This window comes from Vibrio alfacsensis (assembly GCF_019670485.1).
GTDB lineage: Bacteria > Pseudomonadota > Gammaproteobacteria > Enterobacterales > Vibrionaceae > Vibrio > Vibrio alfacsensis.
Map to the genome: position 1 here is coordinate 1,872,961 of NZ_AP024165.1, position 25,388 is coordinate 1,898,348.

Consider the following 25,388-nt stretch of genomic DNA (forward strand, 5'->3'; position numbering starts at 1 on the left):
CCCGCTCAACCAAATAAAATGAGCATTGAGAGAATGCTCACTGAAATTTTGGTCAAAAAAATACCAGCCTAAGGGCTGGTATTTGATTTAAAGCTTAGTATGCCTAATTAAGCAACTTCGATTGGACCACCGAATGAAGTCACTGGTGGAACTTTACCAGTGAATTTCTCGAAATCCACGATACATGTATTCGCAGAAGTCGCCTGTGCTAGCTCAGAAGAACCGATGTCTTGAGTTAGTGTGTTAGGGTCACCGTAAGTACAGATAGCACCTACTTTCTCGTTTAGAGGACCATACCACGCGCCTTCTTCGATACGCACAACACCACGTGGGTAGCTGTCAGTAAGTACAGCACCAGCCAGAAGTTGACCACGATCGTTAAATACACGAACCAAGTCACCATCTTTGATGCCTTTTTCTTTAGCATCTAGCGGGTTGATGTAAACAGGCTCACGACCTTGAACCGCGTAAGTTGCACGGAAATCTTCAGATTCACACATCTGAGAGTGCAGACGCTTGTCCGGGTGGCAAGACTGTAGCCAGTACGGGTGTTTGTCAGAGCCAGGACCACCGTGTGAACGTTCTGATTTCTCGAACCACATTGGGTGTTCTTGACAGTGTTCGTAACCGTAACGACCGATCTTACGAGAAGTGATCTCGATGAAGCCAGAAGGCGTACCCAGTGGGTTGATTTCTGGATCTTGACGGAAGTCAGCGTGACGAACCCAAGGCTTACCTTCACCGAAGTCTAGTACGCTCTGTTCCCAGAACTCTGCGAATTCTGGCATTTCGAACTTACCTTCGTTCGCTTTCTTACAATCGTTGTAAAGGCTTTGGATCCATTCCATCTCGCTCATGCCACGAGTGTACTCGTCGCGACGACCAAAGCGTTGAGTCAATTCACTCATGATTTGGAAGTCAGGCTTAGATTGGAACAATGGGTCCACTAGGCGATGCATAGCAATTAGACCTTTGTTCGAGTAAGAACCGTACACGTCGATATCGTTACGTTCCCACTGAGTACATGCTGGTAGAACGATGTCAGAGAAACGACATGTTGCTGTCCAAGCAAACTCAATCGTCACAACCGTTTGAAGCTTTTGGAATGCTTTCTTCATACGGTTACGGTCTTGGTGGTGGTGCCATGGGTTATTACCCGAAATCACCATCATCTTGAAGTCTGGAAGCTTAACTTTACCACCGTTGTAGTTGATTTCTTTGCCTGGTTCTAGCAGACAGTCGATCCAACGTGCAACAGGGATAGTACGGCTGTAACCGTTAAAGTCATTGTTGTCCCACTTCGGCTTCATACCCGTATCTAGGTTACGAGGGAAGCCACCAGGGCCCGCGAAACCAGTTGAAGGTACACCGATACTTGAGTAGTGGTGACCGTAAGAGATACCGCCGCCAGGTAGACCGATTTGACCAACCATTGCTGCAACGACTGCTGCTGCCCAGTATGGTTGCTCACCGTGCTCTTGACGTTGGATACACCAACCCATAAGGATCTGTGTACGACCGTTCACTAGCATGCGCGCGAATTCACGAATCTTGTCCGCTTTCACGCCGCAAATAGGTGCAGCCCACTCAGGAGTCTTAACAACTTTATCTTTCGTTTCACCTTGAACGTACTTGATGAAGTCTTCGAAACCTAGACAGTAAGTCTCAATGAACTTCTTGTCGTATAGGTCTTCGTTGTACAGTACGTGCGCAACAGCAAGCATGAATGCTACGTCTGTTAGCGGGTTAATGTATAGGTGATCGTTCTCTAGGTAACGTTGAGTCTTGTTCTTAACTGGGTCTACAGAAAGAACATTGATCTCGCCTTTCGCCACTTTTTCCTTCAACTGCGCTAGGTAGTTGAAAGATTCGTGCGTTTCACAGTTCCAACCTACTTGTAGGTTTTTCACTGGGTCGTTTGCCCAAAGAATGATGTTGTCTGAGTTCTCTAGAATTTCTGACCAAGACGTACCTTGTGCATAAACTTCTGTTGAACCTAGTACGTAAGGCATGATGGTTTGACCAGCACCCGTCGAGTAGTCACCTACTTTAGTGATGAAGTTACCGTGCATACCTACAGCACGTTGCATGTGTGCTGTACAGTTGTTGAACGCACCAGTTTGGTTCCAACCAGTTTGACCTGCGTGTAGAGCCCATGGACCGTATTCTTTCTGAACACGTTCTAGCTCGCGGTAGAACAGGTCTAGAGCTTCATCCCAAGTTACACGGATGAAACGGTTGTTACCGCGCGTCTCAGCGCTGTATTTGTGCTTCTTCAGCCAATCTAGACGAACCATTGGGTAACGAACACGTGATGGGCTGTAGATAATACCCTTGATGCCGTTCAACATTTCTGTTGGGTTCTTATCAAGCTCTAGTGGTTTGATCTCTTGAACTTTACCCGCGTAGATGTGGGCGCGGAACGCGCCCCAGTGTGAACCTGTTACTTTCCAAGTACCAGTAGACTCAGCTGCGCTTGCAGATGCTGAAGCCAATAAGCTTGGACCGATAACTGACGCTGCACTTGTGGTTGCTACACCTTTAAGAAAACTTCTTCGTGTAATAGCCATTTATAATTACTCCAATCCGACGCTTATTAGTGGTGACCTTCAGCGAAATCTGAAGAGTGCATTTGTAGATACTTCAGAATCAATGCTTCGCTGTCTGTGTCTAGGTTAACGAATGCAAGCATACCGTCAAACATACCTGGCCAAGTGTTCGCATCGAAGTGCGCTTCAGCAGGTTGCGTGTGACATACTGAACAGTTAGTTTTGTATGCTTCAGCTGATTTTTCCCATACAGGCGTGATGTCGTTTAGCATAGACTCTTTCTTGATCCATACTTTCGCTGCCACTTTTTCCCATGGAAGACCGGTTAGTTCGTCAACTTTCTTCTCACCAGCGGTCACAACATTGCTGTCTGTTGATGCTTCCTTAAGAAGAGATGCCACTGCGATGTTCTTACCAAAATCAGCTTGGATTACACGACCAAAGCCTTTCGCTTTACGCCAGCCGTCAATTTCGATTTCTGCGTAGTCGCCTTTGTCTGCAATCACTTTTACGCTAGACGCAGGGTTAAGAAGACCCGCTTCTTTCTGGCCTTTGTCGTCGAAGTAGATTGGTAGGTGACGAACACTCACAAGCGTTTGACCAACATCATAATTGGTGTTTGAAGCAAGCGCTTCTAGATCGCCAACAATACCGCCGATGCTATCCATACCAGCTGGTAGGTTGTGCGCGATACCTTTGTGACAGTCAACACAGCTCTGATCTTTTTCCGCTGCTTGTTTCATTTGGATACGAGCAGTTGGAGACATTTGCTCGAAATCCATAGAGTCGTAGTTGTGACAGTTTTTACACTCTAGAGATTTGTTTGCAGAGAAACGATCCCATTCGTGTTTAGCAAGCTCGATACGGCGCTCTTCGAAAACACCTGGTTCATCGTAGTTACCAAATACTTGTGCAAATACTTCTTTAGATGCTTGCATTTTACGAGCGATCTTATCTGTCCAGTTATGCGGAACGTGACAGTCAGGACAAGTAGCACGAACACCAGAGTGGTTTTTCCAGTGAACTGTATCTTGTAATTCGACGTATACATTGTCGCGCATTGTGTGACAGCTGATACAGAATTCTTCTGTGTTTGTTGCTTCTAGCGCAGTGTTAAAACCGCCCCAGAAAATAACGCCAGCGATGAAACCGCCCATAGTCAGCACACCAAGGCTGATATGAACTGCCGGGCGCGTCATTGTGCGCCACAGTTTAATAATCAATGATTTCATTATTTGCTCTCTTAAAATCTTTTCAAAAGTGTGGTTGTGAGCTCACTGGCTTACATGCCATGCGCACCAGGAGGACCAAAGAAGAACACTTGAAGTGCCCAAACAATAAATCCGTAGCCACCTACGAATGCCACACTCAGAATTGGGAAGAGAACAACTGCAATGAAGAGGAAAGATTTCCACTCCAGTGAGCGTTTTTCACCACTCTCAATTTTGTTAACATCACTCATACATTTGCCTATTTTGTATCTAGTGTTATTGAATAGCCTGTATTACCAAGCTTAAGTTTTTACAATCTCTATTAGAAAATGTTAGACCATACTAACGGTAAGGTTCAATTAATTCCGCCGCTTCAGACGTTGTTATTCCACACTTTTTTGAGCTCATCCAAAGTTGTGTTTGATTGCTGAGTTTTATTAAAAAATATTAATAGATGTATAAAAATAAGTCTTTTGCGAAGTTGTAAATCATACAACAAATCAACAACACATTTCACATCTTGTCAGATTTTTTCGTGCCACTAAATTGTTTATTTTTCGACTAAAGACAGCATCTTGTGAATTAATTGTTAAACAAACACACAAAAATGTCAGCTCTTTACCCGACTTAAGGTTGGAGGAAAGTTAGACTCTATCGTTCATAAAACAAACGCAATTCGTTAGAATCATCCTGACAATTTCGGGAGTAAATACATGAATCAAGTTGTAGATATTAATTGGTTAGATTTGGCGACATTTAGCTTGATTCTCTGCATACCATTATTCATCAACATGCATTATAAACTTGGACTTGCCAGAGACTCTGTTATCAGTGTTATTCGGATGACAATCCAACTGTTTTTGGTCGGTCTCTATCTTGAATATCTGTTCCAACTAAACAGTCTGGCGATCAACTTAGCGTGGCTTGTCATCATGGTTGTTGTTGGTGCGAGCGCTATCATCAACAAAGCGAACTTACCCCAAAATGCGCTCATACTCCCCCTTATCGCAGGGCTCACATGCAGCCTATTTCCACTACTTGCTGCTATTTCATTTGGTCTAGTCAAGCCGCAACCATTTTATAATTCGCAGTACATGATCCCATTGGCTGGCATGTTACTAGGTAATAGTCTGAGCAGTAATATCGTCGCACTACAAAACCTGTTTACCGCATTCGAACAAAGAAAATCCGAATACGAAGCTGCGATCTCTCTTGGCGCTTCTCCTAAATACGCCTCATTCCCGTTTATTCAAGAAGCACTGCGTAAATCCTTAGCTCCTATCCTTGCATCCATGGCTACAACCGGATTAGTCACCTTACCCGGCATGATGACAGGGCAAATTCTCGGTGGCGCGAGTCCAATGATCGCAATCAAATATCAGCTCGTCATTATGCTGGCGATTTTTGTTATGCTTAGTGTGTCTGTTGCGTTGACTTTAGAATTGACTTTACGCTGTGTACAAACAAAAGAAGGGCGTATTACCGTCAAATTCACCCCGGAAAAACGTTCAAAAAACACCCAACAAAAGAACTCGTAAGCACTTAATTTTGTGTAATTTTTTTTGCCCTAAAAGATACTCACGATCTTTGAGCTAGGTTATCCACAGAAAATGTGGATAACCTCCCAAAGTGATAAGCAACAAGCACCATAATCTCATCACCTTAAGATTCAACCACACTTAAAATGGTCAAATCTTATTCATCCTTTTGACACAACCTTGCCCTAGAGTGTTTCCAAGAATTAATTGTGATTGGTATGGATATGTTAGCTATGCAAGAGAAATGTGACGACGTTGTCGTTGAAAACCCGTTAAATTGGTTAATGGAAGAGCCTAAAGAAGTGACGTCACTTTGGCAGCCAAGCGCGTTAAAGACGAATGAAGAGTTACTCTAACCTATCAAGTATCATTCAAAGTATGTGAAGAGGAGCAATGTGAATGAGTCTGACGTGACTACCTGATTCACACGAACAATGCGTTCACTGATTTTTAGATATAAAAAAGGCAAGCCTTTAAGCTTGCCTCTACCGCATTATTTCAAATGCTTGTCTTCGTCACGAAGGTAAATCATCCAATACCACATACCAACAAACACACCGCCACCGATGATGTTGCCAATAGTTACAGGGATTAGGTTATTCACAATAAAGCCAATCATATTCAGGTCTGCATAATCTGCAATATTAGCCCCAGTCATTTGCCAAAATGATTCCGGTGCGAAGTATTTAATACCGATAGCCATAGGCACTTGGAACATGTTCGCAATACAGTGCTCAAAACCTGCAGATACAAACATCGCAACAGGAAGAATCATTACTGCGATTTTGTCTGTTAACGTGCGGCCGCTAAATGTCATCCAGACCGCAATACACACGAGTACGTTACACATAATGCCAAGTGCGACCGCTTGGAAGAAACCGTGATGCAATTTATGTTGTGAAATCGCCATGGCATTTAAGCCCACCTGGCCGCCATCAAACATATATTGTTTGGTCACCAACATACACCCTACTAGTAGAACTGCACCAACTAGGTTACCAAAGTAAACAACAAACCAGTTTTTAACTAACGCTTTCCATGAAATCTTACCACTTGCTCTCGCAACAAGCGTCAAGACCGAGCTTGTAAACAGCTCACCGCCAGTAACCACAACAAGAATGAGACCCAAGCTAAATGCCAAGCCACCAATCAAACGAGTAATACCCCAAGGGATGTCACCGGCGCCTGTTGTCACCGTGGTATAAAAGATGAAAGCGATACCAATATGAATACCTGCTGAGATAGCCAGCAAGAAAGACTTCATTGGCGCTTTAGTCGCCTTGCCAACACCAACTTCAGCCGCACGTTCAGCAGCCTGAGGTGGTAAGAGTGAATCAAACTGATTGAAGTTCATAAAAGTGTAACAATTGGAAACAATTAAGGAGGCGCGGATAATCGCTCCATTTCCTGACTTTTTCAAGGGCTAATTTTAATGTTTACAAAAAATGTTGGTGGTGAGAACTCAATCAATAAAAAATAACTATAATTTCGCCCTCCTCTCATCACCAAATAGTGCTATTTAGTAAATTTCGATCTGAACCGTTCAGTAGACAATTCGCACTCATCCTGCCTCATGTTGACAACCCAGTCGTGCGCTAAGCCTATTATGCCTTTTTTTAGCATTGGTTCTCCGCCCCTATTATTGCGTTTCAAACGTTTACTATCGAACAAAGTTTCTGCGGAACAGCACTGTGATAGCGCGGTAGTTAACACTTCTCGCGATTTTGTATTGCCCTACCTCTGTTTTCCGACTAGCTTGGATAAAAAAGTGCAAAGGAATTATCTATGAAATTTTCAGCTGACCATATCGCAGAACTGAACCTACTTCTTCAATTTGATTTAAGCAGTGCAGCTACTGGTATTAAGGTTCATACAGACGCATCACAAGAGATGCAAGCAGCGGTCACTCGCCTTTATGCAAAAAGTCTATGCACACAACCCGATGGCGGATATTTAACCGATGAAGGCATTGAGATCGCAGAACATGCCGACAAGATTCTTCGTGTTCTTTCTGCTTGATAGTATCCCAGCATAACAATCACTGTCGGAATACTGCATCGTGATCGTAATGATAAAGCCCCCAAAGAAATTTTTCTTTGGGGGCTTTTTAAAATCCACTAGGTCAATATGCCAATATCAATCACTTATATTAAGCCATTAAGTTTCTCATTTTCCCAAATGGTTGCAGTTTGTCATATGCCCAGTTAAACCCTGTAGCATAGAACAAGAAAAAGACTAAGAACCCAGCCTCCAGTGCAAGTGCTTGCAACAACGTGATTTGCAGGAACCATGCAATCACTGGAATCGTAATGAAGATTAAGCCACCTTCAAAGCCAATGGTATGTCCAATTCGCATTCCTAAGCTTCGTTCTTCACGATTAGACCCAAACCATCTATCAAAGTACAAGTTGTAGATGTAATTCCACACGACAGTGTACAAGCTCAACCCAATACCAACGACAGCTAAATCACTCGAACCTTTCCCTGTAATTAGAGATGTCACAGGTATGATGATTGCCAAAGCGATCAGTTCAAATAAGATTGCGTGAAAGATACGTTCGTTACGAGTCATGATTTTTACCTAAATAGCTCTACTCAATGGCTCCCATTTTATCTATCATTAAGATAAGTAAAAGTTAGATACCATCGGTTTAAGCGATATGTTTACGATTGAACAATTACAAGCGTTTGTGGCAACGTCCGAGGCGGGTTCATTTTCAGCTGCGGCTCGACAATTGAGAAAAGCACAATCGGTGATTAGCCAGCACATCATGAATATGGAACTCGATTGCGGCGTTGATCTATTTGACCGATCTGGCCGCTATCCAAAATTAACGACACAAGGCCAAGAGCTCGTTCCCTATGCGCTCGCAACACTCAGTCAACTTGATCGGTTAAACAACAAAGCCGCTCAGCTATTTTCACCATCAGAGACTAAACTTGTCCTCGCAGTTGACGAGGGGATCCCCTTAACAGGTTTGCCTCAAGTTCTTAAAAATTTAGAACTTAAATTCCCTGACCTTCAAGTGGAGTGCCTCACAGCCTCAAGCCCAGACATCATTGACTTAGTCAACACAGAACGCGCGACGACAGGTATCATTCTCAGCGACTTACAAACACCAAGGAACATTGATTTTTCAAATTTGGGTCATATTGGGTTTGATGTCTATGTCTCTGTAGATCATCCACTTGCTAACCAAAAAGTCAGTCATATTGATGAACTAAAACAACATCGTCAGCTTGTTATTCGTTCAAAAAACAAGTACGTCAGCGGCTTAAATCAGGCCGTGAGCCCCGACATCTGGTACGCTGACAACTACTATATTTTATCAGAACTAGCGAATAATGGGTTTGGGTGGACGTTTCTTCCCGAACACTTGGTCTCGCATGCACCTAACACACTTGTGAAAATTAACGACGAATTTACAAAACTAGCATGGCAGGTCAATATAGATTTGATACAACACCAAAAATGGCATACCGATCCTTTGCACCAACAAGTCAGAGTAGAATTACAAACTCTATTTAAATAACACGTAGAAACTTACGGTAGGAAAACAGATGGCAAATACATTGATCGTAGGCGCAGGTTGGCTTGGAATGCCACTAGCGCAAGCTCTCGTTAAGCAAGGTCACCAAGTCACGATTACACGCCGCTCACAAGCGCGATTGGATGAATGTCCTCTTGCATCGGTCAACACTGCGCTACTTGATCTTGGTGCAGCTGATTCCGTTCAACAATTGGCAGAACTGATCAAACAACACCATATCGAACGTGTTGTGGGCGCCTTCCCTCCGGGCTTTCGTAAAGGTAATGGTCAGGAATATGCGCAACAATGGCATCAATTAGTTGAAGCGGCAAAACAAACTGACATCCAAAAACTCTTGATGGTAAGTTCAACGACCGTTTACCCAAATCGGGCGGTCGAAATGATAGAAGCAGATGCAACATTGGAATTAGCACAGAATGATGCCAATTTTTCTGAGAATGCCCGCATCATGCTTCTAGCAGAACAACACGTAATTGATTCTGGCATAAACTATGTCATCGTACGATGCAGTGGTCTTATCGGCTCTGACCGCCATCCATCTCGCTTTGCCATGCGCCTTAAACAAGTCAGCAGCAATGCGCCAGCGAATATGTTGCATCAAGACGACGCAGTGGCAGCGACGGCTTTCGCTCTCAATAACATCGATAATGACGTGGTGAATGCCACGACACCCACTACCGTCAGCAAAGCCGAATTTTACCAAGCGGCAATTTCAAAAAATGATTTAGATATTTCCCTACCGCCAATCACAGACACGCCAGATAAGCGCATTCTCGCAGACAAGCTCATCGAGCTTGGTTACCAATTTCAGTTTAAATCAACATTGGATGCACTATGAAGCTTTATCAACATATCGAAACGTTGTGGGACTACATGCAACTCAAGCATGTTTTAAAACCCGCCGAATGCTTATTTGTCATGTGCAGCAATGACCTACGCGTTGCCGAGTATGCCGCTAAACTTTACCACCAAAATCTGGCGAAATTGATTGTATTCTCCGGTGGAGAGGGCCGCTTTACAGACGGGTTATTAGAGAAAAGCGAAGCTGAAACGTTTGCAGAAATAGCAAGGATCGCGGGGGTACCAAATGAAGCAATTTTGGTCGAAACACGGTCGAGCAACAGTGGCGAAAACGTTCGTTTTACCGAACAATTGTTGAAAGAGAAAAACATTCATTGTGAATCTCTGATTTTAGTTCAGAAGCCATTTATGGAGCGACGTGCCATTGCAACGTTTGAAAAACAATGGCAATCCCCTTATTCACAACTTCAGGTCACATCCACAGCCCACCCTTTCTTTGAGTACATCAATGAAGAAATGCCACTGATGATGGCGCTAGAAGCTTTGATGGAAGATTTTTCTCGTGTAAAAATCTACCCAGAAAAAGGTTTTCAAACCGAACAAGAAATTCCTGCTCATGTTGAATCCTCTTACCAAGCGCTGCAAGAAAAATTTGGATTTGGTCAAGTGTCATGCCAATCTTCGTAATTAGCTTTAATCGTAGTAAATAACTGTAGTCGTAGTAAATAACTGTAATCGTAGTAAATACCTGGTCGTTCTAGCTTGTTAGAATTCCACGCATAGTACTCAACTATCACGCAATAAAAAGCCACCTAATTCGGTGGCTCTTTCGTTTCTAAATCCGTTTATTTGCCAAGTGCTTCTTTGTAATGCTGGCGACAAACGGATACATAACGATCGTTGCCACCGATTGCAACTTGGTCACCCTCTCGGATTGCCACACCGTGTTCGTCAGTACGAATAACCATGTTTGCCTTACGACCACAGTGACAAATAGTTTTCAGCTCAACCAATTTATCTGCCCAAGATAGCAAGTACTTGCTGCCCTCAAAAAGTTCGCCTAGAAAATCAGTACGAAGGCCATAGCAAAGTACAGGAATATGGAGTTTATCGACCACTTCTGTCAACTGATACACTTGCTCTTTTGATAAGAACTGGCACTCATCAACCAAAATACAGTGGCGCTTTTCTATTTCATTCAGTGCTGCAATTTCTTGATACAGGTTAGTATCTTGACGGAACAGCTGTGCGTCTGATTGCAAACCGATACGAGAGCTCACTTTTCCTATACCGTAGCGATCGTCTAGCGCAGCAGTAAAAATCACTGGCGTCATACCGCGTTCTTGATAGTTAAATGAAGATTGAAGAAGAGTTGTCGATTTACCCGCGTTCATTGCCGAGTAATAGAAATACATCTGAGCCACAGAGCACTACCTTCGTTAAAGTTTAGAATTTATACAAGCCTGTAAAGAAAAGGGCTGAATCATCAGCCCTTTTAAAAGATTCGATTACTTACGACGCCACGTTGTGCCTTCAGGACCATCTTCAAGGACGATCCCCATTTCAGTCAGCTTATCACGTGCCATGTCTGCGTTTGCCCAGTCTTTTGATGCGCGAGAGTCGTTACGCAGTTTAATGAGCGCTTCGATCTCAGCAACTTCATCATCGTTACCTGCATCACCTTTTAGAAACGCTTCTGGATCTTGATGTAAAATACCAATCACGTCCGCTAACTCACGCATTAGTGCGCCTAGTTCACTCGCTTTTTCTACGTTTTCTGTTTTCAGACGGTTTACTTCACGCGCCATATCAAAAAGCACAGAGTATGCTTCTGGAGTGTTGAAGTCATCGTTCATCGCTGCAGCAAAGCGAGTTACGTATTCTTCACCACCAGCAGGTGCTGCGTTTAGATCTAGACCACGTAGAGACGTATACAAACGCTCAAGAGACGCACGAGCTTGGTTTAGGTTATCTTCACTGTAGTTTAACTGGCTACGGTAGTGACCAGACATTAGGAAGTAGCGAACCGTCTCAGCATCGTAGTGACCAAGAACATCACGGATAGTAAAGAAGTTGCCTAGAGATTTAGACATTTTCTCACGGTCTACCATCACCATGCCGCTGTGCATCCATGTGTTCACGTATTGTGTGTCGTGTGCACAGCATGATTGCGCGATTTCATTCTCGTGATGTGGGAACTGAAGATCAGAGCCGCCGCCGTGAATATCAAAGTGGTTACCTAGAATTGAAGAGTTCATCGCAGAACACTCAATGTGCCAACCTGGACGACCAGCACCCCATGGTGATTCCCACGTTGGCTCACCTGGCTTAGACATCTTCCAAAGTACGAAATCTAGAGGGCTGCGTTTTGCTGTTTCGATATCAACACGTGCACCCGCTTGAAGCTGATCAAGGTCTTGCTTAGAAAGCTTGCCGTACTCATCAAATTTACCCACTTCAAACATAACGTCGCCGTTGTCTGCAACGTAAGCAAAACCACGTTCAATTAGTTTTTCAACTAATTCGATGATTTCCGCAATAAACTGCGTCGCACGAGGTTCAACATCTGGGCGTTTCATATTCAGTGAATCAAAGTCTGCATGCATTTCGCCAATCAAACGTTCAGTCAGAGAATCACATGATTCACCGTTTTCTGCTGCACGTTTGATGATTTTGTCATCGATATCCGTGATATTACGTACGAATGTTAGATCGTAACCAAGGTAACGTAAGTAGCGAGAAACGACATCGAAAGAAACAAATGTACGACCGTGACCGATATGACAGAGATCGTAGATGGTAACTCCACAGACATACATGCCAACTTTACCGGCTGTAATTGGTTTGAATTCCTCTTTCTGTCTTGTGAGTGTGTTATATATCTTTAACATGATCTCTATCTATGATTGTGAATGAATAACAAGTAAGCCGAGTATATCAACTCCAGCCATATTACGTAATAGCAATTAACGGATAAAACGATAATCGGCTAAACTTCAAGCATAAAACGTTTATTTTCATGATCCTGAGTTTTGCATGCGTTATAACTTAGGCTAGAATCCCAACTTCAATACAACACAGTAAAGGAAAATAGCATGATCACCCTTCACACTAATTTTGGTGACATCAAAATTCAACTAAACGAAGAGAAAGCGCCAGAGACAAGCGCAAACTTCCTTCAGTACTGCCGCGATGGTTTCTACGACAACACTCTTTTCCACCGTGTTATTGATGGCTTCATGATCCAAGGTGGTGGTATGGAGTCTGGTCTACGTGAAAAAACATCACGTGCACCAATCAAGAACGAAGCAAACAACGGCCTAAGCAACAAAGTGGGTACACTTGCTATGGCACGTACAATGGAACCGCACTCAGCAAGCTCTCAGTTCTTCATCAACGTAAACAACAACACTTTCCTAGACTTCCGCAGTGAAAGCCTAGATGGTTGGGGTTACTGTGTATTTGGTGAAGTAGTAGAAGGCATGGACATCGTAAACAAGATCAAAGGCGTTAGCACTGGTTCTTACGGCATGCACCAAGACGTACCGCTAGAAGACGTAGTAATCACTGGTACGACAATCGAAGAGTAATTCGTTAGAGTTGCTATACAATAGATAAGTTTGTGGGGAGGCTTCGCCTCCCCTTATTTCTATGACAACATTATTTATATCTGATCTTCACCTCACCCCTACTCGCTCTGATATCACAGAGTGTTTCGTCACGTTTATGCGAACAGAAGCTATTAAAGCTGAAGCGCTTTATGTACTCGGTGATTTGTTCGAATTCTGGGTTGGCGACGATGATAAAACGCCATTTGCCGACCAAATCCGCTCTGAATTCAAAGCCTTAACGGATACAGGTGTTTCCGTATTTTTCATTCAAGGCAATCGAGATTTTCTACTTGGTAAGCGTTTTTGCAAAGAGACAGGCGTCACACTGCTCGATGATGTATGTAAAATCGAACTTTATGGTCAAAATGCCGTTATCTTACATGGTGATACGTTGTGTATTGACGATGTAAAATATCAAGAGTTTCGTAAAACGGTTCATAAACCTTGGCTTCAGTGGTTATTTAATCGCATTCCTTGGTTTATTAAGAAAAGAATTGTTTCCAAAGTTCAGTCGGACATCCGAGATGACAAGCAAATGAAGTCACTCGATATCATGGACGTAAACCAAAAAGAAGTTGAATACGTTTTATCTACAAACAATGTCAACCTAATGATTCACGGCCATACGCATCGTCCTGACATCCATAACTTTGTTATCGATGGGGAACAGAAAACGCGTATCGTACTCGGTGACTGGTACACTCAAGGCTCCGTTTTAACGGTCAATCCTAGTGGATTTGATTTACAAATCCGACCTTTTGGAAAAAGTTTGCACTAGAGCAACTTTTACAATTAACAGAATACTGTATATCCCATAGATCTTTTGACAGAAATCGTTATTATCATGTTACTAAGTTAAACAGAACCAGTATCCCCCATTGAAGTATTCATACGTCGCTCGTCAACCAATATTGGATAAAGAGAAACGAACCATTGGTTACGAGCTTCTCTTTAGAGACGGTCCAAAAAACACGTTTCCAGAAGTTGAACCAGAACTGGCAACAAGCCGGTTGCTGTCCGATCACTTCTTATCTATGCATTACAGCACGTTGGGTGACAAATTGGGGTTTGTAAACTTCCCGTACACGAGCTTAGTCAATTTGGTTCCTACGCTCTTTCCAAAAGACTCATTAGTGGTTGAAGTATTGGAAGATTGTGTGCCAACTGACGAACTCCTCGATGCGATACAGCATCTTAGTGAGTCGGGCTACACCATCGCCCTTGACGATTTTATTCCTACTAAAGCATGGAAACGCTTCCTCCCTTACGTTTCAATTATCAAATTCGATATCCGTTCTGTTCCAATTGAAAAAGCCGCGATTTACATTCAGTCACTGTCCCACTTTGATATTCGTTTCTTAGCCGAAAAAGTCGAGACCTATGAGGAATTTGAGAAAGCTATGGATGCGGGCTTTGACCTATTTCAAGGTTATTTCTTTAGTAAACCTGAAATGATTCAAAAAAAACGACTTAACCCAGGTTTTCTTACTCTAGTTCAGTTGTGTAAAGAAATCGCAGATAAGCCCATTGATTTTAATGAAATTGAACGTTTATTCTCGACTGACGTTACCCTGTCATACAAGTTGCTCACTTTCGTCAATTCTGGATATACACTGACAACTAAAATCACCTCTTTTAGACAGGCTCTTATCTATCTTGGAGAAGAGCGACTTCGACGCTTCATTTCTTTAGTCGCCATCGCCTCAGTCCATGAGGATAAACCGGACTCACTCTATTCATTGGCCGTACAACGCGCACGTATGTGTGAGTTACTCTACAGTGAAATAAATATCAATAGCGATCCTGGGCAAGCATTCTTAACGGGTATGTTTTCTCTGTTAGATTCATTGCTTGATCAGCCCCTTGTGAATGTCATTGATGATATTCCTGTCAAAGAAGATATAAAGCTCGCACTAATTAAGCGACAAGGTGTTTTAGGTTGTTTGCTTTCAATGATCATCGCTTACGAGAAAGCCGACTGGGAAACCACAGAAACCTATTGCCGTAAACTGAAACTGACAGAGGCACAACTAGCAAAGGCCTTTGGTCAATCCGCAGCTTGGACTCAAGAACTGCTGTCTCAAACTGCCTAACTCGTTATAATGCGGGCTGTCTTTATTTCTTAAATTAACGAGATTTCGTTTATGGCTACTTCTTGCCCTTGTGGTTCTAACCGCCCCTACCCGCAATGTTGTGAAATTGCACATAAAAATCATGCAGATGTCACCACGCCAGAACAGTTGATGCGCTCCCGCTATAGTGCTCACGTTCTTGGTTTGGTGGATTACGTGGTGAACACGTACCACCCAAGCTGTAACGCAGAAGACCAACGTGAAGACATTGCTCAATCTATCGATAGTGGTTGGTCCAAACTTGAAGTAATAAAAACAGAAGCTGGCGCTAACGAAACGGAAGGCTTTGTCGAGTTTAGCGCTTATTTTGATGAAGACGGCAAACGCTACTGCATGACTGAACGCTCTCGCTTTGTGAAAGAAGACGGGCTTTGGTATTACATTGACGGCACATTTCCTGAAGAAGAGCCAGAACAAGACCCGCGTCTTAGCCAGCCAGTGAGCAGCCTAAAGGTTGGTCGCAACGATCCGTGTATCTGCGGAAGTGGTAAGAAATTTAAGAAGTGTTGTGGGTAATAGAAAGGTTCTAGGTAAAACAAAGGTCCTAGGATCCTAGGGTTTAGGGCCTAAAATCTCGGATTACGGATTACGGATTACGGATTACGGATTACGGATTACGGATTACGGATTACGGATTACGGATTACGGATTACGGATTACGGATTACGGATTACGGATTACGGATTACGGATTACGGATTACGGATTACGGATTACGGATTACGGATTACGGATTATTTTTCGTACACTTAGTGGGTATGTCAACCATTTCCGTATTCTGTAAGCGAAGCGCTCTGTATTCCATAACACTTTCTAAAATAAATGAAGTGCACAAGGCTCCCCGCGCACTCCATATAGGATCTAGGTCCTATAACCTAGGACCTGTAACTTCCCTTACTTATGACGCTCTTTCAGTTTGTTCACTACGTCATTCATCGATAAGCCTTGGTCTTGAAGCAATACCAGCAAGTGGTAAATCAAGTCTGCTGATTCACACACTAATTCCGCCTTATCGCCCGACGTCGCCGCAAGCGCGACTTCAACGCCTTCTTCGCCCACTTTTTGCGAAATACGCTTGGTGCCACGGGCATAAAGACTGGCAGTATAAGAGGAATCTGGGTCGGCACTCTTGCGGGCAGCCAATAGCTGCTCAAGTTGATGAAGCCACACCATTTGTGACTCCTCTTGAGGGTCCACATCCCAGCAAGTTGTGTTACCCAAGTGACACGTAGGACCAATGGGATTCACTTTCACCAGTAGCGTATCGTTGTCGCAATCGAGCTGAATGTTCACCAATTGCAATACGTTGCCAGAGGTCTCACCTTTCGTCCAAAGACGTTGCTTGGTACGAGAGAAAAACGTCACTTGACCTGTTTCGCCCGTTTTTGCCAACGCATCTTGGTTCATGTAACCCATCATCAGCACTTGGCTTGATTGGAAATCTTGTACGATGGCAGGTACCAGACCATCCACTTTTTCCCAGTTGATTCGCTCAGCTAGCGAACTTACTTCGGCGGCTTTCACACTCATAGTCGTACCTCAATGCCTTGTTGTTTCAAATACTGCTTTAGTTCACCAATATTGATGACTTGCTTGTGGAATACCGATGCGGCAAGCGCGCCATCCACATTTGCTTTTTGGTAGGCTTCTGCGAAGTGCTCCATGGCACCTGCACCACCCGATGCAATCAATGGCACGTTACACACTTCACGCACCATATTAAGTTGTTCAATATCGTAACCGTTACGCACGCCGTCTTGGTTCATCATGTTCAGTACGATTTCACCCGCGCCGCGTTTTTGTACTTCTTGTACCCAATCACGCGTTTCCCATTGAGTTGCTTTGGTGCGTTCTTCATCACCAGTAAACTGGTAAACCTGATACTTGCCCGTCTCTTTGTCGTAATATGAATCGATGCCAACAACGATACATTGAACGCCAAATTTATCAGCTAGGTCAGTAATCAATTGCGGGTTCGCCAATGCAGGTGAGTTGATAGACACTTTGTCTGCACCAAACTCCAGAATGCGTGCTGCATCTTCCGCTGATTTAATACCACCAGCCACACAGAAAGGAATATCAATCACTTCAGCAACGCGAGCGACCCAACTTTTATCGACGACACGACCATCACTTGAAGCAGTAATATCGTAGAACACAAGCTCGTCTGCGCCCTCTTCCGCATAACGCTGTGCCAGAGGAACGATGTCGCCAATGATTTCATGGTTACGGAACTGAACGCCCTTTACCACTTGTCCATCACGAACATCAAGACATGGAATTATTCGCTTTGCCAACATGCAAATGCCTCCTCTGCAGTGAACTTACCATCTAACAGCGCACGACCAACAATAACGCCAGCCACACCGCTACCTTTTAGCGCTTCGATATCTGCTAATGAGCCAATGCCGCCTGAAGATTGAAACTGCACTTGTGGGTACTGTTTACATAGGTCGACATAAAGCTCTACGTTTGAACCTGCTAACGTACCGTCACGAGAAATGTCCGTGCAAAGCACGTGTTGTAGACCTACCGTCAGGTAATCGTTGATTAGAGCTTCGATAGTCACGCCTGAATCTTCTTGCCAACCAGAAATCGCCACTTTACGCGTGCCGTCTTGGTCGATGTTGATGTCCAGCGCGAGAACGATTTTCTCTGCGCCGTATTTTTCCATCCAACCTTTCACAAGCTCTGGTTGTTTTACTGCTGTAGAACCGACTACAACACGCTGCGCACCGGCTTCTAACAGATCAATCACGTCTTGCTCTGTACGCACACCACCACCGATTTGGATGTTCGCTGGCGTGCTTGCTAGTAGCTTTGCAATCAAATCAAGCTGACGCGCTGTTGTGTCTTTCGCGCCAGTCAAATCCACTAAGTGTAGCCAGTTTGCACCAGCTTGGTGGTACAAGTTGAACTGCTCTGCTGGGTCGACTTTGTACTCGGTTACTTGGCCGTAATCACCTTGATAAAGGCGAACCACCTGTCCTTCAATTAAATCAAGAGCTGGAATAATCACACTAAATCCCTTTTATAATTCTAAGAAGTTTTGAATAAGCTTCGCGCCCGCTTTTGAAGAACGCTCAGGGTGGAACTGCACACCGTAGTAGTTGCCACTTTGTACTGCGGCTGTGAACGGGTTGCCGTATTCACATTCAGCAATTGTGTAGTCCCCAACTGGCATTGCAAAGCTGTGCACGAAGTAGAAGTACTCTCCTTCTTCAATACCTTTGAACAGTGGATTACCTGCTTTTGCAGACACCGTGTTCCAGCCCATATGCGGCAGCGGTAAGTCGCCAGTCTGTAGCAACTTCACTTCACCATCACAAAGTCCAAGACACTCAACTAACTCGTCTGCTTTCTGGCCTTTTTCTTGAGACACTTTGCCCAATAGTTGCATGCCTAAACAGATACCTAGTAGCGGCTTCGCTACCTGTTTTACCAAGCTGATTAGGTCACGCTCTTCTAGGTTTTTCATCGCTTCACTGGCGGTTCCCACGCCCGGTAGGAATAGCTTGTCAGCCGCCAATACAACTTGTGGATCTTTTGAAATCGTTACGTCATAACCTAGGCGTTCAATAGCAAACTTCACCGAAGAGACGTTGGCACAGCCAGTATCGATAATGACAACTTTCTGTTCTGTCACTGTTTTTCTCCTTGCTAACGTTAGCCTTAAAGTACGCCTTTACTACTCGGTAGCTCGGTGCCTTCTACTTTGATTGCTTGGCGCAGAGTGCGACCAAACGCTTTAAATAGGCTCTCAATGATGTGGTGATCATTGTTACCCGCAGAAGAAAGGTGCAGCGTACACGCTAGGGTGTCAGTCAGAGAACGGAAGAAGTGAACCACCATCTCTGTTGAAAGGTCACCCACTTGCTCACGGCTAAACTGCGCGTCGAACTTAAGGTAAGGACGACCAGATAGGTCCAGTGCACATTGTGCCAAGCACTCATCCATTGGCAGGCTGAAACCAAAGCGACCAATACCACGTTTGTCACCCAGTGCTTCTTTCAATGCCTGACCCAAAGCAAGAGCGGTATCTTCTACCGTGTGGTGATCATCAATGTGCAGGTCACCTTCTACTTTGCACACCATCTGGAATCCGCCGTGCGTCGCGATTTGATCCAGCATGTGGTCGAAGAAGCCAAGACCTGTAGAGATGTCATTGCCGCCTTGTTCATCAAGGTTCACCGCAACTTTGATGTCTGTTTCTTTCGTAGTACGAATCACTTCAGCAACGCGTGCCTTCACCGTTAGATCTTTCAAGATCTGTTTCCAATCCATGGTTTCTGGGTTGTATTGAATGCCACGAATTGCCATGTTTTCTGCAAGTTGAAGATCGGTTTGACGATCGCCAATCACAACAGAGTTTTGGAAATCAACTTTGCCACCTTGAAGATACTCTTTTACCAAGCCTAATTTAGGCTTACGGCAAGAGCAGTTATCTTCATCGAAGTGAGGACAAATCAGCACGTCATCAAAGTTTACACCTTGAGATTCAAAGATCTCCATCATCATGTTGTGTGGAGCATCAAAGTCTGCTTGTGGGTAGCTGTCGGTACCCAAACCATCTTGGTTAGTTACCATCACTAGGCGGTATCCTGCATCCTGCAACGACAACAGGCTTGGGATAACAAATGGCTCTAGTTTTAGCTTATCTAAACGGTCTACTTGAAAATCAACTGGCGGCTCAACAATTAAGGTGCCATCACGGTCGATAAAAAGGATTTTTTGTTGTTTGCTCACTCGAACTTCCTTATTGCTATTCTTTTTGGCGCTCCCGCTATTGAGCGAGAGCGATTCATTCTTTCTTGAACTATGCGTAGTAATTTCTAATAAAGCCGAGTGTTTTTTCACACTCGTCACGGTTACCTACGCTAATACGTACGCAATTCTCAATTGGCGAATTGCGCAAAATAATGCCAGTATCCCAAGCGGCTTTGAAAAGAGCATTGCCATCCGGGAATTTCACTAACAGGTAGTTACCCCACCCCTCAAAAATCTCCAAACCCGGAATCATCGACAGACCAACTTGCAGGTAAGCACGGTTTGCATTCAAATCGAGCACTTGATATTTCGCTCGGGCTAACCCCGCTTCAGACAGCGCCTGGATGGCAATTTCCGCGACAGGAACAGGTACTGGGTATGGAGCGATCACTTTAAGAAGTACATTAATCAACTCTTCGTTCGCAAGCGTAAATCCACAGCGCAAACCTGCCAACGCAAAACCTTTCGACAGAGTACGCAAAATGGCTAAATTTGGGTATTGCGGAAGTAAATCCACCGTTGATGCTTCTGGGCAAAAATCAATATACGCTTCATCCATCACCACAATGGCACGGTCTTTTGTCATCTCAAGCAGAGAGACAATATCTTCACGCTTAACCAAGTTCCCCGTGGGGTTGTTTGGCGAACAGACGAAAACCAATTTAACGTCGTCCAAATTGGCTTCAATACCAGTAAGATCCAATTGCCAATCTGATGTTAACGGAACGGTTTTGCGCTCCACACCAAAAGTTTCCGCACTGATCGCGTACATACCGTAAGTCGGTGGGCAAAATAAAATTGCATCTTCGCCCGATTCACAGAAAGCGCGAATTAATAGCTCAATCCCTTCATCTGCCCCACGAGAAGTGAGCGTCTGCTCAGGTTTCACGCCTGCATACGCAGCATAAGCGGAAATCAATTCTTTCGGCTGACATTCGCTGTAACGATTAAGACGAGCAAAGTCTGTTTTGTATTCGTTGTTGAATGGTGATTCATTCGCATTCAGCCATACATCCCCCGTACCGCCGATTCGGCGAGCCGACAAGTAAGGGGTAAGTTGTTGGATTTGTTTGCGCGCTAGCTTTTCCATCTCGTTGTCCTCTTACTTAGCTGTCTGATTTTCGGTACGGGTTAACTTTTCAGTACGAATCGTCACGGCACGTTTGTGTGCATCTAAGCCTTCCGCTTCTGCCATAGTAACGACTGTTGGCGCAAGGTTCTTTAGGCCGTCGGCCGACAGCTCTTGTACTGTCATACGCTTAGAAAAATCCGCTAAGCCCAAACTTGAGTAAGTACGTGTGTAGCCGTAAGTAGGAAGAACGTGGTTAGTGCCTGATGCGTAATCCCCGGCGGATTCTGGCGACCAATCACCAAGGAAGATGGAACCTGCATTATCTAATAGGGGCAACAGTTCACGAGGGTTCTTGGTTTGTACAATTAAGTGTTCGGGGCCGTAGTAATTTGAGATTGAAACCGCTTGAGTAAGCGATTCAGCAATAATGATCAGACTCGATGCTAATGCTTTTTCAGCAATATCAGCACGAGATAACTCTTTAAGTTGGCGTTGGACGGCATCTGTCACTTGGTCTGCAATAATTGGTGATGGTGTCACCAATACCACTTGTGAATCTGGACCATGCTCGGCTTGGCTTAAAAGGTCCGCAGCAATGAAGTCTGCATCTGCGGTTTCGTCTGCGAGCACTAAGACTTCTGATGGACCCGCAGGCATATCAATCGCTGCGCCGCGAAAGTCATTACTTACCTGACGTTTTGCTTCTGTTACGTACGCATTACCTGGACCAAAGATCTTATCGACTTTCGATACGGTCTCAGTACCGTATGCCATCGCCGCAACAGCTTGACCTCCACCGACGTTATACACTTCATCGATGCCACACAGTTTCGCTACATAAAGGATTTCGTCAGCGATAGGAGGTGGAGAACAAAGCACTACTTTGCGACAACCTGCAATTTTTGCAGGGACACCAAGCATCAAAACCGTTGATGGTAATGGCGCGCTGCCACCAGGGATGTACAAACCCACTTTTTGAATTGGGCGTGTCACTTGTTCACAAAGCACTCCCGGTTGAGTTTCTACTTTTATTGGTTGTGGTTTTTGCGCTTTGTGAAACTTTGAGATATTCGCGTAAGCTTGCTCCAATGCGTTTTTCATCTTGTCAGAAAGACGCGCTGAAGCTTCATCAATTTCTTGAGCCGATACACGTATCGATTCCGGCTTCACGCGGTCAAACTTCTCGGTCAACTCAACTAATGCCGCGTCACCTTCTTTACGAACTTTCGCAATAACTTCTGAAACTGCAGCGGTAATACTCGCACCTTCCGTTATCGCAGGGCGTTCTAGAATCGAATCTTGTTGCGTTTCACTCAGCGATTGCCATACAACTGTTCTCATCGCTATTACTCCATCATTTTTTCAATTGGCAGTACTAGAATTGAGCTTGCACCTAATTCTTTTAGCTGTTCCATCGTTTCCCAGAATAGGTTTTCAGTACTCACCAAGTGAACCGCAACTTTTTGCTTATCTGCAGACAAAGGCAAAACCGTTGGGTCTTCTGCACCAGGTAACAGGGCTTTAATTTGATCCAATTTATCCGCAGGCGCGTGCAACATGATGTACTTCGACTCTTTTGCTTGCTGCACGCCTTGCATGCGTGTCAGAAGTTTTTCAATAAGAGCAACTTTATCCGCATCAAATTCACCAGTTCGTTGAATCAACGTCGCTTTTGATTTGAAGATAACCTCTGCTTCTTTTAGCCCGTTCGCTTCTAATGTCGCCCCCGTAGATACTAAGTCAGCGATCGCATCGGCAAGGCCCGCACGGGGAGCCACTTCCACAGAACCAGTCAGCATACACGTTGAAAACGAGACGCCTGATTTGTCCATATATGCTTTTAATAGCTGCGGATAAGTCGTTGCAATACGTTTACCAGCAAGATCTTGAGGCCCGTTATATTCTTCGTCTTTATCGATAGCAATAGACAAACGACAACCACCAAAATCAAGACGACGAAGTTGAACAAACTCGCTAGGCTCGCCTAATGCTTTGCGATCCAGACGAACTTCTTCAAGTTCATTTTCACCAATAAAGCCTAGGTCGACCACACCATCCATAATTAGGCCTGGAATATCATCATCACGAACTAAAAGTAAATCAATTGGCATATTTTCTGAATGAACGACCAATCGCTCACCCATGATATTGAATTTCACGCCACATTTTTTCAGTAGAGCTTGGCTCTCTTTACTAAGGCGACCTTTTTTCTGAATGGCAATTCTTAAGCGTTGTGTTTGCATTACTTTATCCCTGTGCAAATTCGATATTTGAAATATTTTATAAATCAATAAAACTAAAAAACCCTCGAGAGAAGTTGGTCTCCCGAGGGTTTAAAATCTGTGTTTATTTTGATTTTACCTCCGGGAGTTTCCTATCTCCCGGGTATGCGTGCATCTCCCGAAAGACTAGGCTGGGTGATGATGGTGATGAATGTTCATTCCTAAATTACGCATACTTATTTCAAGGCTCTTCTCTATTGCTTTGTTAGTAACCACACTAACCAAGCTGATTACTTTTTTCAACCATTAATTTAAAAAAATTCTAATTTGTACAATACAAATAAAAAAGGAGGCCTAAGCCTCCTCAGATTGATGACGAACCCCGCTTTTTAAGCGGGGTTCTTTTTTGGAAGCGACCGTAGGTCGCGATCGCGATATTTTTTGTTATATCGTGCGCAGAAGTTTCCATTCATTACATAGGCATACAGAAGCAAGTATTTGCCTTATTTCTGCCATGTTTAAGCCCATTTTTCGTAGATAACTCATCACCAACGCTATCTTCTTGATGTTTTGAGCTGCTGCTGCCAACCAACATTGCATTTGCACATTGGCTAGACCTCGAAAGCGAGCATAACGATGACCATGATGTTGCTTGGCGTCTGCGAAGCTCCGTTCTACGGTTTCACTTCGACGTCGATAAGTCTTTTTTCCGTAGGAAGAGAGCCGCATTTGATTTGCTCTCTCTACTGCATCGCTATAGATATGCCGAGCAATCACTTTCTTCATGTTTTTGCTTTGAGTGCAGTCATTCCTCATTGGACAGAACGCACACTCTTTGGGGTCTGAATGGTATTCTCGGTAGGCATCACGTGATGTGGTTTTATAAAGCAACTCCTGACCATTCGGGCATTGGTAGCTGTCTCTTTGTGCGTCGTAAGTAAAGTGTTTCTTTTTGAATGTATTTTTCGTTCTCGATGGGCGTCGATAACCGAACACGCCAAGAATACCTCGACGTTCAAGTGACTCCGCCACTGGGGCGGTAAAGTAGCCTGCATCCAGTCCAACAGCTATCGGGTTCAATTGGAATGTGGCAAGCGTGTAATCTAAGCGTTGAACGTAAGGTTGTGAGTCATTGATGTTACCTGCAGTGGTATAGGTATCGAGGATAATTCCGTGTTGACCATCAACGGTTCTATGGTCGAGATAGAAGAAGCCTTGTGGCTTATTATCACGAGTCATGAAGCCACTCTCTGGGTCAGTAGTACTGGTTTTAGTATTCTTTGTTTTTGACTCTGATCCGCGAGCCTTAAGCGGCTTCTTGCCCGCTATTTCTCGGTCTAACGTGACGTCTTCATCCAGCATATCAAGATAGGCACTCGCGCGAACCGCCGTGACTTTATTGGTGTGTTTATTCTTGTTGGCGTTCGCTTTGAGATGAGTACTGTCCGTAAAGAGCTCTTGACCCGCGACCAAACCTTTCGATATGGCTTGCTCTACGATATTAATAAAAATACGTTCGAATACATCCGTGCCATTAAAGCGACGAATGCGGTTTTGGCTGAGAGTAGATGCGTGAATGACTTTCTCTGTTAATGACATCCGTAAGAACCAACGGTAAGCGACATTCACTTCAATTTCTTTAACGAGCTGACGCTCACTTTTTATGCCAAAGATGTAGCCAAGTAAGATGATTTTGAAGAGACGAACAGGGTCAACAGGTGGACGCCCATTATCTTTACAATAAAGATGAGCGACTTCATCACGAATGAATTCAAAGTCGATAGCATTATCGATTTTACGCACTAAATGGTCTTTAGGAACCAACTGTTCCATCGTTACCATTTCCAGTTCGTATTGTTGCGGAGTCGGTTCTTGAAGCATGTCGGAGTATCCATATTTCGATACCCCTATTAGATCAAAGGTCTAGCTTGAAAG

General features: G+C 44.1%; 26 protein-coding genes and 1 other annotated feature. Of the genes, 10 read left to right on the top strand and 16 right to left on the bottom strand.

The features are described 5' to 3' along the window. Window positions 1-107 precede the first annotated feature (107 nt). From torA to torE, 3 genes are read right to left on the bottom strand one after another with little or no spacing between them, the layout of a single operon-like run. Window positions 108-2,570 (bottom strand): trimethylamine-N-oxide reductase TorA, encoded by a 2,463-nt coding sequence (gene torA / locus VA249_RS08680; RefSeq protein ID WP_221067707.1) that lies wholly within the window; start codon window positions 2,568-2,570, stop codon window positions 108-110. Between the two features lie 26 nt (window positions 2,571-2,596). Next, window positions 2,597-3,781: a pentaheme c-type cytochrome TorC gene (torC, locus tag VA249_RS08685; RefSeq protein WP_221067708.1), complete on the bottom strand. Its 1,185-nt coding sequence runs from the start codon at window positions 3,779-3,781 to the stop codon at window positions 2,597-2,599. Window positions 3,782-3,831: 50 nt separating this feature from the next. Next, window positions 3,832-4,011, bottom strand: coding sequence for a trimethylamine N-oxide reductase system protein TorE (gene torE / locus VA249_RS08690; protein WP_005450728.1), 180 nt, complete (start codon window positions 4,009-4,011; stop codon window positions 3,832-3,834). Between the two features lie 462 nt (window positions 4,012-4,473). On the opposite strand from torE, the gene VA249_RS08695 reads away from it, so the two are divergent. Next, complete coding sequence (locus VA249_RS08695; RefSeq protein WP_221067709.1) at window positions 4,474-5,298, top strand: ABC transporter permease; 825 nt, start codon at window positions 4,474-4,476, stop codon at window positions 5,296-5,298. Between the two features lie 218 nt (window positions 5,299-5,516). After that, window positions 5,517-5,654 carry a hypothetical protein gene (locus tag VA249_RS08700; RefSeq protein WP_164837166.1) on the top strand — a complete coding sequence of 46 codons (138 nt, stop codon included), beginning with the start codon at window positions 5,517-5,519 and terminating at the stop codon, window positions 5,652-5,654. A gap of 137 nt (window positions 5,655-5,791) precedes the next feature. Here VA249_RS08700 and focA read toward each other — a convergent pair whose 3' ends face one another. Next, window positions 5,792-6,652 carry a formate transporter FocA gene (gene focA, locus VA249_RS08705; protein WP_128810647.1) on the bottom strand — a complete coding sequence of 287 codons (861 nt, stop codon included), beginning with the start codon at window positions 6,650-6,652 and terminating at the stop codon, window positions 5,792-5,794. Between the two features lie 431 nt (window positions 6,653-7,083). Here focA and VA249_RS08710 point away from each other — a divergent pair, with 431 nt between their 5' ends. Beyond that, complete coding sequence (locus VA249_RS08710; protein ID WP_128810646.1) at window positions 7,084-7,317, top strand: TIGR02647 family protein; 234 nt, start codon at window positions 7,084-7,086, stop codon at window positions 7,315-7,317. 130 nt (window positions 7,318-7,447) lie between these two features. Here the strand turns inward: VA249_RS08710 and VA249_RS08715 are convergent, their stop codons facing one another. After that, complete coding sequence (locus tag VA249_RS08715; RefSeq protein WP_128810645.1) at window positions 7,448-7,870, bottom strand: PACE efflux transporter; 423 nt, start codon at window positions 7,868-7,870, stop codon at window positions 7,448-7,450. An 88-nt stretch (window positions 7,871-7,958) separates the two neighbouring features. Here VA249_RS08715 and VA249_RS08720 point away from each other — a divergent pair, with 88 nt between their 5' ends. From VA249_RS08720 to VA249_RS08730, 3 genes are read left to right on the top strand one after another with little or no spacing between them, the layout of a single operon-like run. Continuing rightward, on the top strand, window positions 7,959-8,831 hold the full coding sequence (locus VA249_RS08720) for a LysR family transcriptional regulator (RefSeq protein ID WP_221067710.1): 873 nt from the start codon (window positions 7,959-7,961) through the stop codon (window positions 8,829-8,831). Between the two features lie 28 nt (window positions 8,832-8,859). After that, the gene (locus VA249_RS08725) at window positions 8,860-9,687 is read left to right on the top strand and encodes an NAD(P)H-binding protein (RefSeq protein WP_221067711.1); all 828 of its coding nucleotides are present in this window, start codon (window positions 8,860-8,862) and stop codon (window positions 9,685-9,687) included. Next, window positions 9,684-10,337, top strand: a complete 654-nt coding sequence (locus VA249_RS08730; RefSeq protein WP_221067712.1) for a YdcF family protein — start codon at window positions 9,684-9,686, stop codon at window positions 10,335-10,337. Before VA249_RS08725 ends, VA249_RS08730 begins: the two co-directional genes overlap by 4 nt. A 158-nt stretch (window positions 10,338-10,495) precedes the next feature. Here the strand turns inward: VA249_RS08730 and VA249_RS08735 are convergent, their stop codons facing one another. Together VA249_RS08735 and cysS are read right to left on the bottom strand one after the other, a co-directional pair. Then, window positions 10,496-11,074 carry a thymidine kinase gene (locus VA249_RS08735; protein ID WP_211916371.1) on the bottom strand — a complete coding sequence of 193 codons (579 nt, stop codon included), beginning with the start codon at window positions 11,072-11,074 and terminating at the stop codon, window positions 10,496-10,498. A gap of 84 nt (window positions 11,075-11,158) precedes the next feature. Then, window positions 11,159-12,541 (bottom strand): cysteine--tRNA ligase, encoded by a 1,383-nt coding sequence (gene cysS, locus VA249_RS08740; protein ID WP_221067713.1) that lies wholly within the window; start codon window positions 12,539-12,541, stop codon window positions 11,159-11,161. A 204-nt stretch (window positions 12,542-12,745) separates the two neighbouring features. On the opposite strand from cysS, the gene VA249_RS08745 reads away from it, so the two are divergent. The 4 genes from VA249_RS08745 to VA249_RS08760 all read left to right on the top strand — a co-directional run bounded on the left by VA249_RS08745 (window position 12,746) and on the right by VA249_RS08760 (window position 15,909). Then, on the top strand, window positions 12,746-13,240 hold the full coding sequence (locus VA249_RS08745; protein WP_119463360.1) for a peptidylprolyl isomerase: 495 nt from the start codon (window positions 12,746-12,748) through the stop codon (window positions 13,238-13,240). Window positions 13,241-13,301: 61 nt separating this feature from the next. Beyond that, window positions 13,302-14,039 (top strand): UDP-2,3-diacylglucosamine diphosphatase, encoded by a 738-nt coding sequence (lpxH, locus tag VA249_RS08750; protein ID WP_221067714.1) that lies wholly within the window; start codon window positions 13,302-13,304, stop codon window positions 14,037-14,039. A 100-nt stretch (window positions 14,040-14,139) separates the two neighbouring features. Beyond that, on the top strand, window positions 14,140-15,354 hold the full coding sequence (locus tag VA249_RS08755; protein WP_221067715.1) for an EAL and HDOD domain-containing protein: 1,215 nt from the start codon (window positions 14,140-14,142) through the stop codon (window positions 15,352-15,354). A 51-nt stretch (window positions 15,355-15,405) separates the two neighbouring features. Continuing rightward, on the top strand, window positions 15,406-15,909 hold the full coding sequence (locus VA249_RS08760) for a YchJ family protein (RefSeq protein ID WP_221067716.1): 504 nt from the start codon (window positions 15,406-15,408) through the stop codon (window positions 15,907-15,909). Between the two features lie 377 nt (window positions 15,910-16,286). Here VA249_RS08760 and hisIE read toward each other — a convergent pair whose 3' ends face one another. From hisIE to VA249_RS08805, 9 genes are all read right to left on the bottom strand, one after another. After that, window positions 16,287-16,922, bottom strand: a complete 636-nt coding sequence (hisIE, locus tag VA249_RS08765) for a bifunctional phosphoribosyl-AMP cyclohydrolase/phosphoribosyl-ATP diphosphatase HisIE (RefSeq protein WP_005450749.1) — start codon at window positions 16,920-16,922, stop codon at window positions 16,287-16,289. Further along, window positions 16,919-17,692 carry an imidazole glycerol phosphate synthase subunit HisF gene (gene hisF, locus VA249_RS08770; RefSeq protein WP_004749837.1) on the bottom strand — a complete coding sequence of 258 codons (774 nt, stop codon included), beginning with the start codon at window positions 17,690-17,692 and terminating at the stop codon, window positions 16,919-16,921. Before hisF ends, hisIE begins: the two co-directional genes overlap by 4 nt. Next, entirely contained in the window at window positions 17,674-18,411 is a 738-nt protein-coding gene (gene hisA / locus VA249_RS08775) for a 1-(5-phosphoribosyl)-5-[(5-phosphoribosylamino)methylideneamino]imidazole-4-carboxamide isomerase (RefSeq protein ID WP_005470302.1), read from the bottom strand. The genes hisF and hisA overlap by 19 nt, the downstream gene beginning before the upstream one ends. A 12-nt stretch (window positions 18,412-18,423) precedes the next feature. Continuing rightward, on the bottom strand, window positions 18,424-19,038 hold the full coding sequence (gene hisH, locus VA249_RS08780; protein WP_221067717.1) for an imidazole glycerol phosphate synthase subunit HisH: 615 nt from the start codon (window positions 19,036-19,038) through the stop codon (window positions 18,424-18,426). A gap of 26 nt (window positions 19,039-19,064) precedes the next feature. After that, window positions 19,065-20,138, bottom strand: a complete 1,074-nt coding sequence (hisB, locus tag VA249_RS08785) for a bifunctional histidinol-phosphatase/imidazoleglycerol-phosphate dehydratase HisB (RefSeq protein WP_221067718.1) — start codon at window positions 20,136-20,138, stop codon at window positions 19,065-19,067. A gap of 70 nt (window positions 20,139-20,208) precedes the next feature. Further along, the gene (gene hisC, locus VA249_RS08790) at window positions 20,209-21,249 is read right to left on the bottom strand and encodes a histidinol-phosphate transaminase (protein ID WP_221067719.1); all 1,041 of its coding nucleotides are present in this window, start codon (window positions 21,247-21,249) and stop codon (window positions 20,209-20,211) included. 12 nt (window positions 21,250-21,261) lie between these two features. Beyond that, window positions 21,262-22,572, bottom strand: coding sequence for a histidinol dehydrogenase (gene hisD, locus VA249_RS08795; protein WP_221067720.1), 1,311 nt, complete (start codon window positions 22,570-22,572; stop codon window positions 21,262-21,264). Between the two features lie 5 nt (window positions 22,573-22,577). Beyond that, the gene (gene hisG, locus VA249_RS08800) at window positions 22,578-23,474 is read right to left on the bottom strand and encodes an ATP phosphoribosyltransferase (RefSeq protein ID WP_211916362.1); all 897 of its coding nucleotides are present in this window, start codon (window positions 23,472-23,474) and stop codon (window positions 22,578-22,580) included. Window positions 23,475-23,526: 52 nt separating this feature from the next. Continuing rightward, window positions 23,527-23,664: a sequence feature (His leader region), on the bottom strand. 233 nt (window positions 23,665-23,897) lie between these two features. Further along, window positions 23,898-25,334: an IS1182 family transposase gene (locus tag VA249_RS08805; RefSeq protein WP_221067583.1), complete on the bottom strand. Its 1,437-nt coding sequence runs from the start codon at window positions 25,332-25,334 to the stop codon at window positions 23,898-23,900. Window positions 25,335-25,388 lie beyond the last annotated feature (54 nt).

Bases quoted from the DNA above. Each gene is read 5' to 3' on its own strand.
- torA (WP_221067707.1), bottom strand. From the start codon at position 2,570: ATGGCTATTACACGAAGAAGTTTTCTTAAAGGTGTAGCAACCACAAGT.
- torC (WP_221067708.1), bottom strand. From the start codon at position 3,781: ATGAAATCATTGATTATTAAACTGTGGCGCACAATGACGCGCCCGGCA.
- torE (WP_005450728.1), bottom strand. From the start codon at position 4,011: ATGAGTGATGTTAACAAAATTGAGAGTGGTGAAAAACGCTCACTGGAG.
- VA249_RS08695 (WP_221067709.1), top strand. From the start codon at position 4,474: ATGAATCAAGTTGTAGATATTAATTGGTTAGATTTGGCGACATTTAGC.
- VA249_RS08700 (WP_164837166.1), top strand. From the start codon at position 5,517: ATGGATATGTTAGCTATGCAAGAGAAATGTGACGACGTTGTCGTTGAA.
- focA (WP_128810647.1), bottom strand. From the start codon at position 6,652: ATGAACTTCAATCAGTTTGATTCACTCTTACCACCTCAGGCTGCTGAA.
- VA249_RS08710 (WP_128810646.1), top strand. From the start codon at position 7,084: ATGAAATTTTCAGCTGACCATATCGCAGAACTGAACCTACTTCTTCAA.
- VA249_RS08715 (WP_128810645.1), bottom strand. From the start codon at position 7,870: ATGACTCGTAACGAACGTATCTTTCACGCAATCTTATTTGAACTGATC.
- VA249_RS08720 (WP_221067710.1), top strand. From the start codon at position 7,959: ATGTTTACGATTGAACAATTACAAGCGTTTGTGGCAACGTCCGAGGCG.
- VA249_RS08725 (WP_221067711.1), top strand. From the start codon at position 8,860: ATGGCAAATACATTGATCGTAGGCGCAGGTTGGCTTGGAATGCCACTA.
- VA249_RS08730 (WP_221067712.1), top strand. From the start codon at position 9,684: ATGAAGCTTTATCAACATATCGAAACGTTGTGGGACTACATGCAACTC.
- cysS (WP_221067713.1), bottom strand. From the start codon at position 12,541: ATGTTAAAGATATATAACACACTCACAAGACAGAAAGAGGAATTCAAA.
- VA249_RS08745 (WP_119463360.1), top strand. From the start codon at position 12,746: ATGATCACCCTTCACACTAATTTTGGTGACATCAAAATTCAACTAAAC.
- lpxH (WP_221067714.1), top strand. From the start codon at position 13,302: ATGACAACATTATTTATATCTGATCTTCACCTCACCCCTACTCGCTCT.
- VA249_RS08760 (WP_221067716.1), top strand. From the start codon at position 15,406: ATGGCTACTTCTTGCCCTTGTGGTTCTAACCGCCCCTACCCGCAATGT.
- hisIE (WP_005450749.1), bottom strand. From the start codon at position 16,922: ATGAGTGTGAAAGCCGCCGAAGTAAGTTCGCTAGCTGAGCGAATCAAC.
- hisF (WP_004749837.1), bottom strand. From the start codon at position 17,692: ATGTTGGCAAAGCGAATAATTCCATGTCTTGATGTTCGTGATGGACAA.
- hisC (WP_221067719.1), bottom strand. From the start codon at position 21,249: ATGGAAAAGCTAGCGCGCAAACAAATCCAACAACTTACCCCTTACTTG.
- hisD (WP_221067720.1), bottom strand. From the start codon at position 22,572: ATGAGAACAGTTGTATGGCAATCGCTGAGTGAAACGCAACAAGATTCG.
- hisG (WP_211916362.1), bottom strand. From the start codon at position 23,474: ATGCAAACACAACGCTTAAGAATTGCCATTCAGAAAAAAGGTCGCCTT.
- VA249_RS08805 (WP_221067583.1), bottom strand. From the start codon at position 25,334: ATGCTTCAAGAACCGACTCCGCAACAATACGAACTGGAAATGGTAACG.